Source organism: Thermobrachium celere DSM 8682 (assembly GCF_000430995.1).
Lineage (GTDB): Bacteria > Bacillota > Clostridia > Clostridiales > Caloramatoraceae > Thermobrachium > Thermobrachium celere.
In genome coordinates this window covers 1,942,422-1,959,286 of sequence record NZ_HF952018.1, presented here as the reverse complement: position 1 = coordinate 1,959,286, position 16,865 = coordinate 1,942,422, and the positions used below count along the sequence as shown (strand labels likewise).

Sequence of the window (16,865 nt, the reverse complement as noted above, 5' to 3'; positions counted from 1 at the left end):
TGCCTTATGGCCTGTAGTTAAGGAGGTGCTAGTGTGAGAAGGATAGAGTTTGAAGGAAAAGAGAGAATGAATAGATTAGAAAAAATAGTTAAGGTTATATTAACGATACTTGGACTTATATCTATTTTTACTACAATTGGAATCATCTTTTCACTTTTTGAAGAGACATTGATGTTTTTTAAAGAGGTATCAATAGTTGAGTTTTTAACAGGAACTAAGTGGACACCTTTATTAGAACCTACCCATTTTGGGGTCTTACCCCTTGTTGCAGGTACAATGCTTATAGTTGTTATAGCAGCCTTTATTTCAATTCCAATAGGCCTTGGTAGTGCAATATACTTAAGTGAATATGCACCAAAGAAGGTTAGAAAAATATTAAAGCCTGTATTGGAAGTGTTAGCAGGAGTTCCATCAATTGTTTATGGTTACTTTGCGTTAACCGCAATTACCCCTTTCATTCGAAATATATTTCCAGAAACAAGTGTATATAACGCATTAAGCGCAGGGATAGCTGTAGGAATAATGACCATACCTCTTGTATCATCAATGAGTGAAGATGCAATGATGGCAGTACCAGATTCTTTAAGGAATGGAGCATATGCACTTGGTGCAACAAAGCTTGAGGTAACAAAGGATGTTGTAATTCCAACTGCTATGTCAAGTATAGTTGCTTCTTTTATTCTTGCAATATCAAGAGCAATTGGGGAGACAATGATAGTTGCGATGGCAGCAGGTTCAACACCTAAGCTTACCTTTAATCCTTTAGAGAGTATACAGACAATGACTGGGTATATAGTTCAAATAAGTATGGGTGATGTACCGTATGGTTCACTAGCTTATAAAACTTTATTTGCAGTTGGAACGCTTCTTTTCCTAATGACCTTTACATTGAATGTTATTTCAAGATATTTTGTTAGAAAATATAGGAGGGCTTATTAATGAATAGTGAAGAGTTAAGAAGACTTAAAAGGAGAAAAATGCTCAATAGCATAATGCATGTTATATTTTTAGCCTGTACTTTGTTTGGTGTAGTAGTGCTTGCAATTTTAATGTTAGATATATTAAGAAAGGGTATTCCTTGGTTAAGCCTTGACTTTTTAAAGAACTTTCCATCAAGATTTCCAAGGAAATCAGGAATTTATCCTGCACTATTAGGAAGCCTTTGGGTAATTTTATTAACAGCATTAATTGCATTTCCAGTAGGTGTAGGTACTGCTATATATCTTGAAGAGTATGCTGAAGACAATAAGTTTACAGAGTTTATAAAGCTTAACATAGCAAATTTAGCAGGAGTGCCATCTATAATTTATGGAATGCTTGGACTTGCAGTTTTTGTAAGGCTTTTTAGCATGGGAAGAACAATACTTGCTGCAGCCTTCACAATGGCAATATTAATACTACCAATTATAATTATATCTTCACAGGAAGCAATTAAGAGTGTTCCATCATCATTAAAACAAGCATCCTATGCATTAGGTACAACTAAATGGCAGACAGTAACAGGGGTTATTTTACCCTATGCATTACCTGGTATATTGACAGGTTCTATACTTGCTGTATCAAGAGCACTTGGAGAAGCGGCACCTTTAATCGTAGTAGGGGCTCTAGCTTACGTATCATTTATACCTAAAGGACCGCTAGATCAATTTACAGTTTTACCTATACAAATATTTAACTGGGCAGGGATGCCAAAAAAAGAATTCCAAGATATAGCAGCAGCAGGTATTATAGTACTTCTTGTAATATTGCTTGGAGTAAACTCCGTTGCAATAATTCTTAGAAATAAATATCAAATAAGAATGAAGGACTAAGGGGGCAATAAAATGGAAGCTATTTTAAGTGTTAGAAATCTAAACTTTTATTATGGAGATAATAGAGCGTTGAAGGACATAAATATGGACATATATAAAAATAATGTAACAGCATTCATAGGACCTTCAGGTTGTGGAAAATCAACATTTTTAAGAACATTAAATAGAATGAATGATTTTATTGAGAACGTTAAGGTAGAAGGAAGCATAATATATGAAGGAAAGGATATTTATTCTAAGGAAATGGAACCTGTTGAATTAAGAAGAAGAATAGGTATGGTATTCCAAAAACCAAATCCATTTCCAAAGACAATATATGAAAACATAGTATATGGGCTTAGAAAAAATGGAGTAAATAAAAAGGAAATATTAGACGAAGTAGTAGAAAAGACATTAAAGGCAGTTGCTCTGTATGATGAAGTAAAAGATAAAATTTATAAATCAGCTCTTGAGCTTTCAGGTGGACAGCAGCAAAGATTATGTATTGCTAGAGCCATTGCAATGCAACCTGATGTAGTATTGATGGATGAGCCAACTTCAGCTCTTGACCCGATTTCAACAATGAAGATAGAAGAATTGGTACTTGAACTTAAAAAGGATTATACTATAATTATAGTAACACACTCTATGCAGCAGGCAGCAAGAATATCAGATTATACAGCCTTTTTCTTAAATGGGGAAGTAATAGAATATGATGAAACAAGTAAGATTTTCTCAAATCCAAGGGATAAAAGAACAGAGGATTATATTACTGGAAGATTCGGTTAAAAGGAGAGGTTATGATGAGAGAACATTTAGATCAAAAGCTAACAAGATTGAATCATGACTTAATTAAAATGGGAGCAATGGTTGAGGAAATAATAGATAAGGCTATTGTTTCTCTAAAGAACCAAGATCTTGAGATGGCAAAGAGTATATATACCGATGATGATGCAATTGATGAGATGGAGCTTAGTATAGAAAAGGACTGCTTAAATTTAATAGCACTTCAACAACCTATTGCAAAGGATTTAAGAAGAATTGCATCAGCACTTAAAATAATAACAGATCTTGAAAGAATAGGGGACCATGCTGTAAATATTGCAAAAGTAACATTGGAAATAGGAAAAGAGCCTTTAATGAAGCCCCTTATTGATATTCCTAAAATGGCAGAAATATGCCAAAGGATGATTAAATTAAGTCTTGATGCATTTGTTAATCAGGATGTTGAACTAGCCAGAAAAGTTGCTGAGATGGATCAAGAAGTGGACGATTTATATGATATAGTTATTAAAGAAGTATTTGAGTATATTTCAAGAGATAGCAAATTTTTAAATCAAGGTATAAAGCTGCTGTTTGTAGGTAGATATTTAGAAAGAGTTGCTGATCATACAACAAATATTTGTGAAAGAATCATTTACATGGTAACTGGAGAGAGAGTAGAAATAAATTAAGGTAGCAAGAGCTACCTTAATTTTTTAATATCTGAAAATGGATAAATTCGAAAAACAGCATGGCCCTTTAAATTTTTAATAGGAATAGGTCCTATGTATCTACTATCTTCGCTTACCTCTCTATTATCACCTAACACAAAAACACAATCTTCAGGAACTGTGATTTTCATATCTACGTCTGTATAAGTACCGGGTTCTAAATAGTCTTCTTTAAGTTTATTACCGTTTATATATACACTTCCATCTTTAATCTCAACTACTTCATTAGGTAATCCTATTATTCTTTTTATATAGATTCCCCTACCTTTACTTCCTGGATCTAGTATTACAATTTCACCTCTATATATTTTTTTTCTATATAGACTTATTTTTTCAACTACTACTCTGTCGTTATTATGTAGTGTTGGAACCATTGAAATACCTGATACTTGAATTATATCAAATATAAATGCTTTTATTGTAAAAGCAAGAACGGCAGCTATAATTAGAGAATATATCCATTCTTTAATTTCTCTTTTTACATTTTCATTCAAATTAAAGCACCTCCTAAAAGTAGCTAATTATATTATACACTTATTACATAAATTTTGTAACTGAAAAATAGAATATTAATAAAAGATTAATAAAATGTATAAAAAACCAAAAATAGTATAAAATAATAAAAGATGTATTTTCGAAAAATTTAAAAAATTTAAGAAGGAAAAAATAAAAATTTATAGAAATATAAAATAAGGCATAAAAACTGCCAAAGGGGGAATTAATATGAAGGAGTACAAAGCTGAAAATGTCCGAAATATCGGGCTCATAGGTCATGGAGGTACAGGAAAAACTTCCTTAGCAGAAGCAATACTATTTAGCACAAAGGAATCAGATAGGCTAGGAAGAACAGATGACGGTACCTCTATTTTAGACTATGATCCCGAAGAAAAGAAAAGAAAAATATCAATATCATCTGCAGTAGCAAATTGCTTATGGAATGGACATAAAATATATTTAGTAGATACTCCAGGGTATTTTGATTTTGTAGGAGAGGTTATTCAGGGTCTAAAGGGTGTTGATGCAGCGATAATTAATGTATGTGGTGTATCAGGACTACAAGTAGGAACAGAAAAGTCATGGGATTATGTAAATAGATATAAAATTCCAAGGGCATTTTTTATAAATAAATTAGATAGAGAAAATTCCAATTATGAAAAAACCCTACAGTCACTAAAGGATAAATTTGGTCTTGCAGTTGTTCCAATTGAAATTCCAATAGGAAAAGAAGCTGATTTTAAGGGTGTTGTTAATATAGTTAGCAAAAAAGCAAAGATTTATGATTCAAAGACAAGGGCCATGACTGATGTTGAGGTTGCAAGTGAGTTAATGCCAATGGTAGATGAATATAGAAGCATTCTTATGGAAGCTGTTGCAGAAACAGACGAAGAGCTTTTAGATAAATACCTAAGTGAAGGTGAATTATCTGAGGAGGAAATTGTTAAAGGACTAAGAAAGGGAATTTTATCTTGTGACATAGCACCTGTATTTTGTGGTTCAGCAGTAAATAACATAGGAATACATACACTTCTAGATAACATAATAAACTATTTCCCATCTCCACTTGAAAGGACATACGAAGGTATAAATCCAAAGACAGGAAACATAGAAACTAGAAAATCAAGTATAGACGAGGCATTTTCAGCTATAGTATTTAAAACAATAGCAGACCCATTTGTAGGCAGATTATCACTATTTAGAGTTTTATCAGGAAGTATTTCAGCAGATTCATCTATATATAATTCAACTCAAGACAAAATGGAAAAAGTAGGTACACTATATTTACTAAAGGGAAAGAACCAAATTTCAGTAGATAGACTTTATGCAGGAGAAATTGGAGCTGTTTCTAAACTTCAATACACATTAACAGGAGATACATTGTGTGATGCTTCAAAGCCTATTGTATATGGAAAGTTTGAATTCCCAGAACCATGCTTATCTATGACAGTTAAACCAAAGGCTAAAGGAGACGAAGATAAAATTTCTACAGGCCTTCAAAAGTTGTTAGAAGAAGATCCAACATTTAGAATAACAAGAGATGTTGAAAATGCAGAAACAATAATATCTGGTCTTGGTGAGATGCATATAGAAATTATAGCAAATAAATTAAAGAATAAATTTGGAATAGATGTAGTATTAGATACTCCAAAGGTTCCTTATAGAGAAACAATTAGAAAATCATCAGATGTACAAGGTAAATATAAAAAGCAAACAGGTGGTCATGGACAATATGGTGATGTTTGGATAAAGTTTGAACCACAACATGAAACAGACGATTTGATATTTGTGGATCAAATTGTAGGAGGCGTTGTTCCAAGACAATACATACCTGCGGTTGAAAAAGGTTTAAGAGAAGCAATGAAGCATGGAGTTCTTGCTGGTTATCCAGTTATTGGAATAAAAGCAACATTACATGATGGTTCATATCACCCAGTAGATTCATCAGAAATGGCATTTAAAACAGCAGCTGCCCTTGCTTATAAGAAGGGAATGAAGGAAGCAGATCCAGTTTTATTAGAACCTATAATGCATGTTGAAATTACAATACCTGATGAATATATGGGAGATGTTATGGGAGATATAAATAAAAGACGTGGTAGAGTTCTAGGTATGGAACAAAGAAATGGTCTTGAGGTTGTAACAGCAGAAATTCCACTTGCAGAGATGTTTAAATATGCAACAGAATTAAGATCTATGACTCAAGCAAGAGGAAGCTTTACAATGAGATTTGAAAGATATGAAGAAGTTCCACCAGCTATTAGTCAAAAAATAATTGAAAATGCTCAAAAGTTAAAGGAAATGGAAGAAGAATAAGCCAGTTGGCTTATTCTTCTTGTTTTTTTATCAATTGCTTTTATAAAAAATTTTTTAAGGGTAAAACTAAATATTAAGGAGGGGAGAAAATGTCTGATTATAGAATAAATTTTGGCAGCATTATAGACCAGCTAGATCAAAGGAAGCTTGTGGATGTTTTAAATGTAATTGGTAGAGATGATGAGTTGGTTATTACAATAGAAGCAGCTGATGCAACTCAAACAGAAAACATAAATAGGGTATTAGAGAATAATGGTTTTGATATAACAGTAAAGGGTGGGCATGATGATAATAAATACCATATCATTGCAAGGAGGCGTCAATAATGAAAAAGGATGAATACAATCTTAACTTATATGGAGAGATGGTTCCAACAGAATTTGCTTGGATGACTCCAGAAGAACAAAGAAAAAGGGTTGAAGAAATAGAAGAGAAGTTAAAACAAAAAAATAATAAATCAAAAAAATAGGTGGTTTAACCACCTATTTTATGAAAAATTGAGAAATTTGAATTTAAATTTTAATAATAAATAATTATTATTAAAAAACAACAAAAATTGTATTTATTAAGGTTTGAGTATATAAATACCAGTATTATAATTAAAGGTGAAAGGTCAAAGAAAGTCAAAGTCAAAAGAGGTGATGTGATGGCAAGACTTTCAGATATTATTGAAGAATTTATAAAACAAATGCTAGAGAGCAGTGAACAAAATGTTCTTGAAATACAAAGAAATGAATTAGCAAACATATTCAACTGTGCACCGTCCCAGATAAATTATGTATTGACCACAAGATTTACAATAGATAAAGGTTACTATATAGAGAGTAAACGTGGTGGGGGCGGATGTATTAAAATAACAAGAATTGAGCTTGATAAAAACCAGTATATAAAAGAAGCTATAAAAAATAACATAATGGATTCATTGACACAAAGCGAAGCAGAAGAATACATTGAGTTTTTTATGGAAAGGGGTTTTTTGAATAAAAGGGAGGCGGCAATTATAAAAGCTGCTGTAAATGATAGAAGTATTCCTTTAGATGGTGAGACTAAAAACAAAATAAGAGCCCATATTTTGAAGAATATATTAATAACAATGATAGAATAGGGGGTATGAATATGTTGTGCCAGAGATGTAATCAGAAGGAAGCTAATGTTCATATAACAAAAATTATAAATGGCGTTAAAACTGAACTGCATCTTTGTGATGAATGTGCAAAGCAAAGTGAAGATATAAATGTAAACTTCCCAATAAATTTTGGAATGCCTATGTCATTCCAAAATATACTAGATGGATTTGTTGAAATGCTAGGAGGAGCACCTAAGACATACGAAGAAGAAGTATGCCCAGTATGTAAGATGACCTTCAATGATTTCAGAAATAAAGGTAGATTAGGGTGCGGAAGATGTTATAGTGCATTTTCTCAAAAGATAACTCCTATAATAAAAAGGGTGCATGGCAATATAGAGCATACTGGCAAGGTACCTGCAAGAACAGGTGGAGAGTTAAAATTGAGAAGGGATATTCAAAGATTAAAGGAAGAATTAAAAATTGCAATAAATAAAGAGGAATATGAAAAAGCAGCAAAACTAAGAGATGAAATTAGATATCTTGAGTCAAAATTGGGTACTGAAAGGGGTGAATAATATGGCATGGTTTTTCTCAAAATCTTCAGATGAGGGGATAGTTCTTACTAGCAGAATAAGACTTGCTCGTAATATAGATGGGGTTCCATTTCCACATATTTTAGATAAAGACAGTGCAAAAAAGGTAGTTGAAGATGTAACATCAGCTATATTAGATAGTAATTCTGCAATTTCAAAGGATTTTGATGTTATAAATTTAAAAGATATAACTTTAAATGAAAGAATGTCTCTTGTTGAGAAGCATCTTATTAGTAAGGATTTGATAAATAGAAGTGATATTTCAGCTGTAATGATCAATAAGCAAAAAAATGTATCAATAATGATTAATGAGGAGGATCATATAAGACTTCAGGTTATATATCCAGGTTTTAAATTAAAGGAAGCTTATGAGCTTGCTAGTAAAATAGACGATTTAATTGAAGAGAGAATAACTTATTCATATGATACAAGACTTGGATATTTAACAAGCTGTCCAACAAACGTTGGAACAGGACTTAGGGCATCGGTTATGCTTCATTTACCAGCTTTAACTATAACTAAGAATATAAACAATATAATAAATACAATTAACCAAGTTGGATTAACAATAAGAGGATTATATGGTGAAGGCAGCAATGCCTTAGGAAATGTATATCAAATATCAAATCAAATAACACTAGGACTATCTGAAGAGGAAATTATAAACAATTTAATTGCAGTAACAAATAAGATTGTAGAAAAAGAGAAAAAGGCAAGAGAAATGCTACTTGAAAAGCAATCGGTTGAACTTGAAGATGAACTCTATAGAGCACTAGGTATATTAAAGTATGCAAGAAGCATATCAACACAGGAAAGTTTAGAATTGATATCAAAGGTAAGAATGGGAGTTGAAATGGGAATAATTAAAGATGTAAATGTAGATAAATTAAATGAACTATTTGTTAATGTTCAACCAGCAACTTTACAACTTTTAGAAAAAAGAGATTTAAGTCCTAAGGATAGAGACATTGTTAGAGCAAGGCTAATTAGGGAAAAACTAAATTAAGGAGGTGTTTATGATGTTTGGAGGATTTACAGAAAGAAGCCAAAGGGTTTTAAATTTAGCTGCTGAAGAGGCCCAAAGGCTTGGACATAATTTTATAGGAACTGAGCATATACTTTTAGGAATTGTAAGAGAGGGTGGCTATGCTTCAAAGCTTTTATCAGATTATGGAATAGATGCTAATAAGTTAAGACAAGAAATAATAAATATAGAAGGAACTGGGGAAGTTGACTTCTTCCTTAAACAATTAGAACTTACACCAAGAACTAAAAGGTTAATTGAGGTTGCAAAGGGTGAAGCAAGTTCATTAAATCATAACTTTATTGCTCCTGAACATCTTCTGCTTGGAATTATAAGAGAAGGAGAAGGAGTTGCTGTTACACTTCTTCAAAAGATGGGCGTTGACTTTAATAAATTAAGAAATGATTTAATTCAAAATATGTCACAAAACAATGAAATGCAATCAAAGTCTAGACAAACTAAAAAAGGAAGAGTTAATACTCCTAATTTAGATCAGTTTGGTCGTGACTTAACAGAACTTGCACGAGAAGGAAAATTAGACCCTGTTATAGGAAGAGAAGAGGAAACTGAAAGGGTTATTGAAATACTATGTAGAAGAACAAAAAATAATCCATGTTTAATTGGTGAACCAGGTGTAGGTAAGACAGCAATAGCTGAAGGACTAGCTCAAAAAATAGTTGAAGGTAATGTACCTGAGATACTTAAGAATAAGAGGGTTGTAACTCTTGATTTATCAGGCATGATTGCAGGTTCAAAGTATAGAGGAGAGTTTGAAGAAAGATTAAAGAGGGTAATGGACGATATAAAGAAGGCAGGAAATATAATACTATTTGTAGATGAAGTGCATACAATTGTTGGTGCTGGTGCAGCAGAAGGTGCAATGGATGCATCTAATATACTAAAGCCTGCTTTAGCAAGAGGAGAGTTACAGGTAATTGGTGCTACAACAATTGATGAATATAGAAAATATATAGAAAAGGATTCAGCTCTAGAGAGAAGATTCCAGCCTGTAATGGTTGGTGAACCATCTGTTGAAGAGTCAATATTGATTTTAAAGGGGTTAAGGGATAAATATGAAGCACATCATAAGGTTAAGATCACTGATGAAGCAATTGAAGCTGCAGTAAATCTATCACATAGATATATTACCGATAGATATCTACCAGACAAGGCAATTGACCTTATGGATGAAGCAGCCTCAAAGGTTAGGTTAAAGACATTGACAGCTCCACCGGATATAAAGAGGTTAGAAGAGGAAATAGAAAAAGTTAGAAAAGATAAAGACGAAGCTGTTAATATGCAGGAGTATGAAAAGGCTGCAAAACTAAGAGATAAAGAGCAAGAGCTTGTTAACGAACTAAATAAATTGAAGGAGTCATGGCAAAATAAAGCAGATAATGAGAACTTATCTGTTACAGCTGAAGATATAGCAAATGTAGTATCAAGATGGACTAATATACCTGTAAACAAATTAACAGAGACAGAATCAGAAAAGCTTCTAAAACTTGAAGAAATACTTCATAACAGGGTTGTAGGACAAGAAGAAGCAGTTAAAGCAGTAGCACGTGCTGTAAGACGTGCAAGAGTAGGTTTAAAGGATCCAAAGAGACCAATAGGTTCATTCATATTCTTAGGACCAACAGGAGTTGGTAAGACAGAGCTTACAAAGGCTCTTGCTGAGGCTATGTTTGGTGATGAAAATGCTATGATAAGAATAGATATGTCAGAATATATGGAAAAGCATGCGGTATCAAGGCTTATAGGTTCACCTCCAGGATATGTAGGATATGAAGAAGGAGGACAGTTAACTGAAAAGGTAAGAAGACAGCCATATTCAGTAGTTCTATTTGATGAAATTGAGAAGGCTCATCCAGATGTATTTAATATATTGCTTCAAATACTTGAAGATGGTAGATTAACTGACGGAAAGGGAAAGACAGTAGACTTTAAAAATACAATAATTATAATGACATCAAATGTAGGTGCAAGTACGATTAAAAAACAACAAGGATTAGGTTTTGCTGCCAATACTGAGAAGGAAAAAGAAAGTTCATATGAAAAGATGAAGGAAAATGTAATGGAGGATCTAAAGAGAACATTTAGACCAGAATTTTTAAATAGAATAGATGATATAATAGTATTCCATCAACTTGAAGAAAAGGATATTGAAAAGATTGTTGAGCTTATGTTAAACAGTGTATTAAAGAGGTTGAAGGATTTAGATATTGAAGTAGAATATACTGAGGATGTAAAGAAACATCTTGCAAAGGCTGGATTTGACCCTGTATATGGAGCAAGACCTCTAAGACGTGCAATTACAAAGGCGGTAGAGGATAAGCTATCAGAAGAGATGTTAAAGGGTAATATTAAAAAAGGTGATAGAGTAAAGATGGATGTTAAAGATGAAGAAATAGTGTTTATAAAGCAAGGAGAATAAATCTCCTTGCTTTTTATAGTGTAAAAATAAAAATATATTTATTTTTTTATAAGTTAGTGTAAAATATATACGAAAGGTAAAAATATATTCATTATGGATGTGATTGTATGGCAAAAGTCAAAACTAAATTTGTATGTCAAGAGTGTGGATATGAATCACCAAAATGGATGGGAAAATGTCCAGAATGTGGTGTTTGGAATAGTCTTGTTGAAGAATTTGAAAATGAAATAAACAAAAACTATATAGCAACAACTACCAATATATTAACACCTCTTACAGTAGATGAAATTGAAGTGACAGAAGAAGAAAGATTAAAAACAGGATTAGATGAACTAGATAGAGTTTTAGGTGGAGGTATTGTAAGAGGCTCTTTAGTTTTAGTAGGAGGAGATCCTGGAATAGGAAAGTCTACTTTACTACTGCAAGTGTCTAAAAACCTTTCTCTTGACGGAAAGAGAGTATTTTATATATCTGGAGAAGAATCAGAAAAACAGATTAAGCTAAGAGCACAGAGGTTAAATGTTAAAGGTACAAATTTATTTATCGTATCAGAAACTAATTTGGATATTATTGAAAGACATATAAAAAACCTAAAGCCAGATATTGTTATTGTAGATTCAATACAAACGATGTTTAAAATTGATTTGCAGTCGGCTCCAGGGAGTGTAAGTCAGGTAAGAGAATCTACATTAACATTTATGAGGATAGCAAAGAGCCTTTCAATTCCTATTTTCATTGTTGGACATGTTACCAAGGAAGGAGCTATTGCAGGTCCAAGGGTACTTGAACATATGGTTGATACAGTTTTATATTTTGAAGGCGAAAGACACCATACCTATAGAGTTATAAGGGCGGTAAAAAATAGATTTGGTTCAACTAATGAAATAGGAATTTTTGAAATGAAGGGTGATGGACTTAAGGAGGTATTAAATCCTTCTGAAGTTATGCTATCTGGTAGGCCAGAAAATGTGCCAGGTTCTGCTGTTGTCTGTAGCTTAGAAGGTACAAGGCCAGTCTTAGTTGAAATTCAAGCACTAACTTCTGCAACTGCATTTGGTATGCCAAGAAGAATGGCAACAGGAATAGACTATAACAGAGTAGTTCTTTTGATGGCAGTATTAGAAAAGAGAGTAGGTATGCAACTTCAAACCTTTGATGCATATATAAATGTTGTTGGAGGTTTAAAATTAGATGAACCTGCATGTGATTTAGGCATTGTATGTGCAATTGCATCTAGTTTTAGGAATATACCAATTGATTCTAAAACGGTTGTAATAGGAGAACTTGGATTAACTGGTGAAGTTAGAGGTGTGAATTTTATTGAAAAGAGAATTTTAGAGGCGCAAAAGTTAGGGTTTGAAAGATGCATAGTACCTTTTGAAAACTTAAAATCAATAGAGGATAATCTTGACATAAATGTAATTGGAGTTAAAAATATATATGAAGTATTAGAAGAGGTATTAGGGGGATAGTTGATATGAGATATAGAGAAACTGAACTTTTAAATGTTTTAAAGCTTATGGCGCCTGGAACACCCCTAAGGGATGGACTTGAAAATGTATTAAAGGCTAAAACAGGTGGTTTAATTGTCATTGGTGATCAAGAAGAAATTATGAAAATAGTAGATGGAGGCTTTTATATAAACAGTGAATATTCACCTTCATATCTTTATGAACTTGCAAAGATGGATGGTGCTATAATCATAAGTAGTGATTTAAAAAGAATTTTATATGCCAACACTCAGCTTATACCAGATCCTACAATACCTACTACAGAGACAGGAACAAGACATAGAACAGCAGATAGAGTAGCAAAACAAACAGGAAATTTAGTAATAGCTATATCTCAAAGAAGAAATGTTATTACAGTTTATAAAGGTAATTTCAAATATGTATTAAAGGATACAAACATAATATTAACAAAAGCAAATCAAGCTATTCAAACTCTAGAAAGATATAAGCAGGTTCTTGATGAAGCAATGGCTAATTTATCGGCATTGGAGTTTGAAGATTTAGTAACAGCCTATGATGTATCAGTAGCTGTACAGAGAAATGAAATGGTTATGAGGATAGTATATGAAATAGAAAAGTATATATATGAGTTGGGTAATGAAGGAAGACTAGTTTCGATGCAGTTAGACGATTTAGCAGATGGAGTGGAAGAAGAAGGAATACTACTTATAAAGGATTATGCAGAAAGAGAACCAGCTGATGTTCAAAAGGCAATAAGAAATATACCTTCAGATGATTTAATAGATATAAATGTTGTTAGTAAAGTTTTAGGATATGCACCTGATGCAATGTTTGAAACGATGATATCCCCAAGAGGTTATAGAATACTAAATAAAATACCAAAATTGCCACAAGTTGTTATAGATAATATGGTGAAAACATTTGGTCAATTTAAGAATATATTAAATGCTACAATAGAGGAGTTAGATGCAGTAGAAGGTATAGGAGAAGCAAGAGCTAGAGCTATAAAAGAGGGATTAAGAAAATTGCAAGAACAGGTAATTTTAAATAGAAGAATTTAAATAGGCATGAACTTAAAAGTTCATGCCTATTTGTATGTAATAAGAATAATATTTAAATTTTAAAGTAGAGAAAATTTACCTAGTGTAGTTACGTTTTTATATTCTTTTAATAGTATATCAAACAGATTTAGGTTTAATGCTTCGCAAAGGGCAGCAAGGTAATATAGTTCTGTTCCTATTTCATCTTCTAAAACTTCGCGACAGTTATCGCAAAGTTTACCCTTTATTTGATGTGAAAGTATTTTGGCAGCATCTTCTAAAGAACAATCTTGAGGTAGCTTTTGCTTTTCAACGTCTATTTTAATACAACCACAGTTTGTTGCAGATTTTGCTATCGCACGATTTATTCTAGCTTGTGATTCGCCAAGTTTTGTCATTATATCAAGTATACTTTTGTGTCTTATTAGTGACTCAGATACAGCATTTTGAAAGTCATCTATTATTATGTCCTTCATATGTTTACACCCCTTTTCTATAAAATTAACAGGAGGTACAAAGCTTACATTTGTTTGGGGTAAACTTTGCTTTATAAATATTATAAATATTCTTACTTTAATATGTCAAATGCAATGGGGAATATTTATAATCTTTTTAACACCTTAAAAGCCTAATTAATATAATAAAATGAGGATAATATTAAATTTATTTTATAAAGAGGGATTGTTATGTTTAATATTGGAGATAAGATATATCATCCTAAGTTTGGAGCAGGATTTATTGTTAATATAGAAGAAAAGGAGATTTATAAAACAGTTAAGAGGTATTATATAATAAAATTTATTATTGACGATGTAGAGATTATGCTACCAGTAGACGAAAGAAATAATATAAAAATTAGAGAGGTTATTAAAGCAGAGGATGTTGAAAAGATATTTGATGTTTCAAATAAAAAACATAGTAAGTTACCATCAAAATGGATAGATAGATTAAAGATATATGATAATGTTATTTCTAAAGGGGATGTATTTGAAATAGCACAACTTATATTAGATATTAAAGCTTTATCTAAAAATAAAAGTTTATCTAGTAGTGAAGAAAAAATATTAGATAACTGTATTCTTTTGTTATCAAGTGAAATTTCTATTATATTAGATGTATCAATTGACGAGGCAAAGCAAAAAATAATTAATAATCTGTTGTCATAAAATTAATAAAAATATAATAATATTTTCTTTTACTCTAATTGTTTTTTTTTTATAATTGTTGTATAATAGTAAAAATTAAAATATGGAAAATATATGAAATAGGAGGTGTATAAATGCTTAATAAAATATTTAGGTGGTTATTGACAATAGCAGGGCTCATATTGGGATATGTTTTGACATCGACTATTGTAAAAATTGAATATGTAAAGCATATATTAAATATCAAGATGACTTCTGTTGCAGGAATTACTATTTATATTATTGGAACACTTATTGTTGGACTCATATTTTATATTATATCTCCTTTTATACTATCTCTTGTGTGGAAGGTCATTGATCTTTTGGAAAATGGATTGCAAAAGGTACCAACAAATGAAATAATAATAGGAGTTATTGGACTTATAATAGGTCTTTTAATTGCTAATCTTTTAGTGGGGTCAGTTGCAAGTTTTCTTCAGACAAATTCTGTTTTATCAGCGATAGGAAGTGTAATTACGTTAATTGTAAACATAATTTTTGGTACTTTGGGTGTTAATTTAGCAATTAAGAAGAAGGAAGAATTGTCAAATGTATTTACGTTTATGAAGAAGTTCACAAAGGACAAAAAACAAAAGATGGATTTAAAACCAAGTCAACCTAAAATATTAGATACAAGTGTTATAATAGATGGGAGAATATTAGATATATTAAAAACAGGTTTTGTAGAAGGAACCATTGTTATTCCTCAATTTGTATTAGAAGAACTAAGACATATTGCTGATTCTTCAGACAACCTAAAGAGAGCAAGAGGAAGAAGAGGACTTGACATACTAAATGAAATACAAAAGGAGCTACCTGTTACAGTAGAAATATGTGATAAGGATTTTCCAAATGTATCAGAGGTTGATAGTAAATTATTAAAGCTTGCTGAGGTTTTAGGTGGTAAGATTATAACAAATGATTTTAATTTAAATAAAGTAGCAGAATTTCAAGGTGTTCCTGTATTAAACATAAATGAACTTGCAAATGCGGTAAAACCTGTAGTTATACCTGGAGAGGAAATGAACATCCACATAATAAAGGATGGAAAAGAATCTGGTCAGGGAGTAGCTTATCTTGACGATGGAACAATGATTGTTGTTGAAGGTGGTAAAAAGCACGTTGGAGAGGTTGTTGATGTAATTGTAACTAGTGTTCTTCAAACGGCGGCAGGTAGAATGATATTTGCAAAATTAAAGAATACTCAAGATAAGGCAGTATAGGAGGAACTATGGTTACAGCACTTATTGTTGCGGCAGGAAAAGGTAAACGAATGGGATTAGGATACAATAAGCAATATCTTTTATTAGATGGCAAGGAAGTAATAGCAAGAACTTTAGATGTATTTGATGGTTTGGATTTTATAGATAATATTGTGGTTGTTGTTGCTGAAGATGAGGTGGATTATTTTAAGAAAAACATAATAGAAAAATATGGATACAAAAAGGTAACAAAGATTGTAAAGGGTGGATCTGAAAGACAGGATTCGGTTTATAATGGACTTGTAAATTGTTGTAATAGCGATATTGTATTAATTCATGATGGAGCAAGGCCATTTGTTAAAAGAGAACATATATTAAAATCAATTGAAATGGCAAAAAAATATGGAGCATCTGCAGTGGCTGTTAAGGTTAAAGATACTGTAAAGTATGTCCAAGGAGAGTTTTTTGAAAAAACGCTAGATAGAAATTTTATATATTTAATTCAGACACCTCAGACCTTTAAATATGAATTGATAATAAAGGCACATGAATTTGCAAAAGAAAATGGAGTTATTGCAACTGATGATACAAGTTTACTTGAATGTTTAGGATATAAGGTAAGGGTAGTTGAGGGGTCCTATGATAACATTAAGATAACAACTCCAGAGGATATACAATTAGCTCAATTGATATTAAAAAAATGAAATTTTTAAAAATAAAAGTTGCAATTTTCTGTTGTGTAACGTATAA

18 protein-coding genes are annotated in these 16,865 nt (G+C 31.7%); 16 read left to right on the top strand and 2 right to left on the bottom strand.

Going from position 1 to position 16,865, the window contains the following annotated elements:
* The first annotated feature begins 33 nt into the window (after positions 1-33).
* Genes pstC through phoU form a run of 4 tightly spaced genes read left to right on the top strand, consistent with a single transcriptional unit; the run spans position 34 to position 3,244 of the window.
* The gene (pstC, locus tag TCEL_RS10310; protein WP_018663792.1) at positions 34-939 is read left to right on the top strand and encodes a phosphate ABC transporter permease subunit PstC; all 906 of its coding nucleotides are present in this window, start codon (positions 34-36) and stop codon (positions 937-939) included.
* Positions 939-1,811 (top strand): phosphate ABC transporter permease PstA, encoded by an 873-nt coding sequence (gene pstA / locus TCEL_RS10305; RefSeq protein ID WP_018663791.1) that lies wholly within the window; start codon positions 939-941, stop codon positions 1,809-1,811. Before pstC ends, pstA begins: the two co-directional genes overlap by 1 nt.
* 12 nt (positions 1,812-1,823) lie before the next feature.
* Positions 1,824-2,579: a phosphate ABC transporter ATP-binding protein PstB gene (pstB, locus tag TCEL_RS10300; protein WP_018663790.1), complete on the top strand. Its 756-nt coding sequence runs from the start codon at positions 1,824-1,826 to the stop codon at positions 2,577-2,579.
* Between the two features lie 14 nt (positions 2,580-2,593).
* Positions 2,594-3,244, top strand: a complete 651-nt coding sequence (gene phoU, locus TCEL_RS10295; RefSeq protein ID WP_018663789.1) for a phosphate signaling complex protein PhoU — start codon at positions 2,594-2,596, stop codon at positions 3,242-3,244.
* Between the two features lie 11 nt (positions 3,245-3,255).
* On the opposite strand, the gene lepB is transcribed toward phoU, so the two are convergent.
* Positions 3,256-3,777, bottom strand: a complete 522-nt coding sequence (lepB, locus tag TCEL_RS10290) for a signal peptidase I (RefSeq protein WP_018663788.1) — start codon at positions 3,775-3,777, stop codon at positions 3,256-3,258.
* A 229-nt stretch (positions 3,778-4,006) separates the two neighbouring features.
* Between lepB and fusA the strand changes: the two genes are divergently transcribed.
* From fusA to disA, 9 genes are all read left to right on the top strand, one after another.
* Positions 4,007-6,094, top strand: coding sequence for an elongation factor G (gene fusA, locus TCEL_RS10285; protein ID WP_018663787.1), 2,088 nt, complete (start codon positions 4,007-4,009; stop codon positions 6,092-6,094).
* Positions 6,095-6,183: 89 nt separating this feature from the next.
* Positions 6,184-6,420, top strand: a complete 237-nt coding sequence (locus tag TCEL_RS10280; protein WP_018663786.1) for an alpha-crystallin domain-containing protein — start codon at positions 6,184-6,186, stop codon at positions 6,418-6,420.
* Positions 6,420-6,563, top strand: coding sequence for a hypothetical protein (locus tag TCEL_RS13565; protein ID WP_018663785.1), 144 nt, complete (start codon positions 6,420-6,422; stop codon positions 6,561-6,563). The genes TCEL_RS10280 and TCEL_RS13565 overlap by 1 nt, the downstream gene beginning before the upstream one ends.
* A gap of 177 nt (positions 6,564-6,740) precedes the next feature.
* Positions 6,741-7,199, top strand: a complete 459-nt coding sequence (locus TCEL_RS10275) for a CtsR family transcriptional regulator (protein WP_018663784.1) — start codon at positions 6,741-6,743, stop codon at positions 7,197-7,199.
* Between the two features lie 11 nt (positions 7,200-7,210).
* Positions 7,211-7,738 (top strand): protein-arginine kinase activator protein McsA, encoded by a 528-nt coding sequence (locus TCEL_RS10270; protein ID WP_018663783.1) that lies wholly within the window; start codon positions 7,211-7,213, stop codon positions 7,736-7,738.
* Positions 7,731-8,762, top strand: a complete 1,032-nt coding sequence (locus TCEL_RS10265; protein ID WP_423219073.1) for a protein arginine kinase — start codon at positions 7,731-7,733, stop codon at positions 8,760-8,762. Before TCEL_RS10270 ends, TCEL_RS10265 begins: the two co-directional genes overlap by 8 nt.
* A gap of 10 nt (positions 8,763-8,772) precedes the next feature.
* Entirely contained in the window at positions 8,773-11,217 is a 2,445-nt protein-coding gene (locus TCEL_RS10260) for an ATP-dependent Clp protease ATP-binding subunit (protein WP_018663781.1), read from the top strand.
* 107 nt (positions 11,218-11,324) lie between these two features.
* On the top strand, positions 11,325-12,689 hold the full coding sequence (radA, locus tag TCEL_RS10255) for a DNA repair protein RadA (protein WP_018663780.1): 1,365 nt from the start codon (positions 11,325-11,327) through the stop codon (positions 12,687-12,689).
* A 5-nt stretch (positions 12,690-12,694) separates the two neighbouring features.
* On the top strand, positions 12,695-13,750 hold the full coding sequence (disA, locus tag TCEL_RS10250; RefSeq protein WP_018663779.1) for a DNA integrity scanning diadenylate cyclase DisA: 1,056 nt from the start codon (positions 12,695-12,697) through the stop codon (positions 13,748-13,750).
* Positions 13,751-13,809: 59 nt separating this feature from the next.
* On the opposite strand, the gene TCEL_RS10245 is transcribed toward disA, so the two are convergent.
* Positions 13,810-14,205 carry a nucleoside triphosphate pyrophosphohydrolase family protein gene (locus TCEL_RS10245; RefSeq protein ID WP_018663778.1) on the bottom strand — a complete coding sequence of 132 codons (396 nt, stop codon included), beginning with the start codon at positions 14,203-14,205 and terminating at the stop codon, positions 13,810-13,812.
* Positions 14,206-14,415: 210 nt separating this feature from the next.
* Here TCEL_RS10245 and TCEL_RS10240 point away from each other — a divergent pair, with 210 nt between their 5' ends.
* The 3 genes from TCEL_RS10240 (at position 14,416) to ispD (ending at position 16,819) form a co-directional block, all read left to right on the top strand.
* Positions 14,416-14,895 (top strand): CarD family transcriptional regulator, encoded by a 480-nt coding sequence (locus tag TCEL_RS10240; protein ID WP_018663777.1) that lies wholly within the window; start codon positions 14,416-14,418, stop codon positions 14,893-14,895.
* A gap of 113 nt (positions 14,896-15,008) precedes the next feature.
* A complete protein-coding gene (locus TCEL_RS10235) occupies positions 15,009-16,136 on the top strand; it encodes a PIN/TRAM domain-containing protein (RefSeq protein ID WP_018663776.1) in 1,128 nt (375 codons plus the stop codon).
* Positions 16,137-16,144: 8 nt separating this feature from the next.
* A complete protein-coding gene (gene ispD, locus TCEL_RS10230) occupies positions 16,145-16,819 on the top strand; it encodes a 2-C-methyl-D-erythritol 4-phosphate cytidylyltransferase (protein ID WP_018663775.1) in 675 nt (224 codons plus the stop codon).
* The last annotated feature ends 46 nt before the right edge of the window (positions 16,820-16,865 follow it).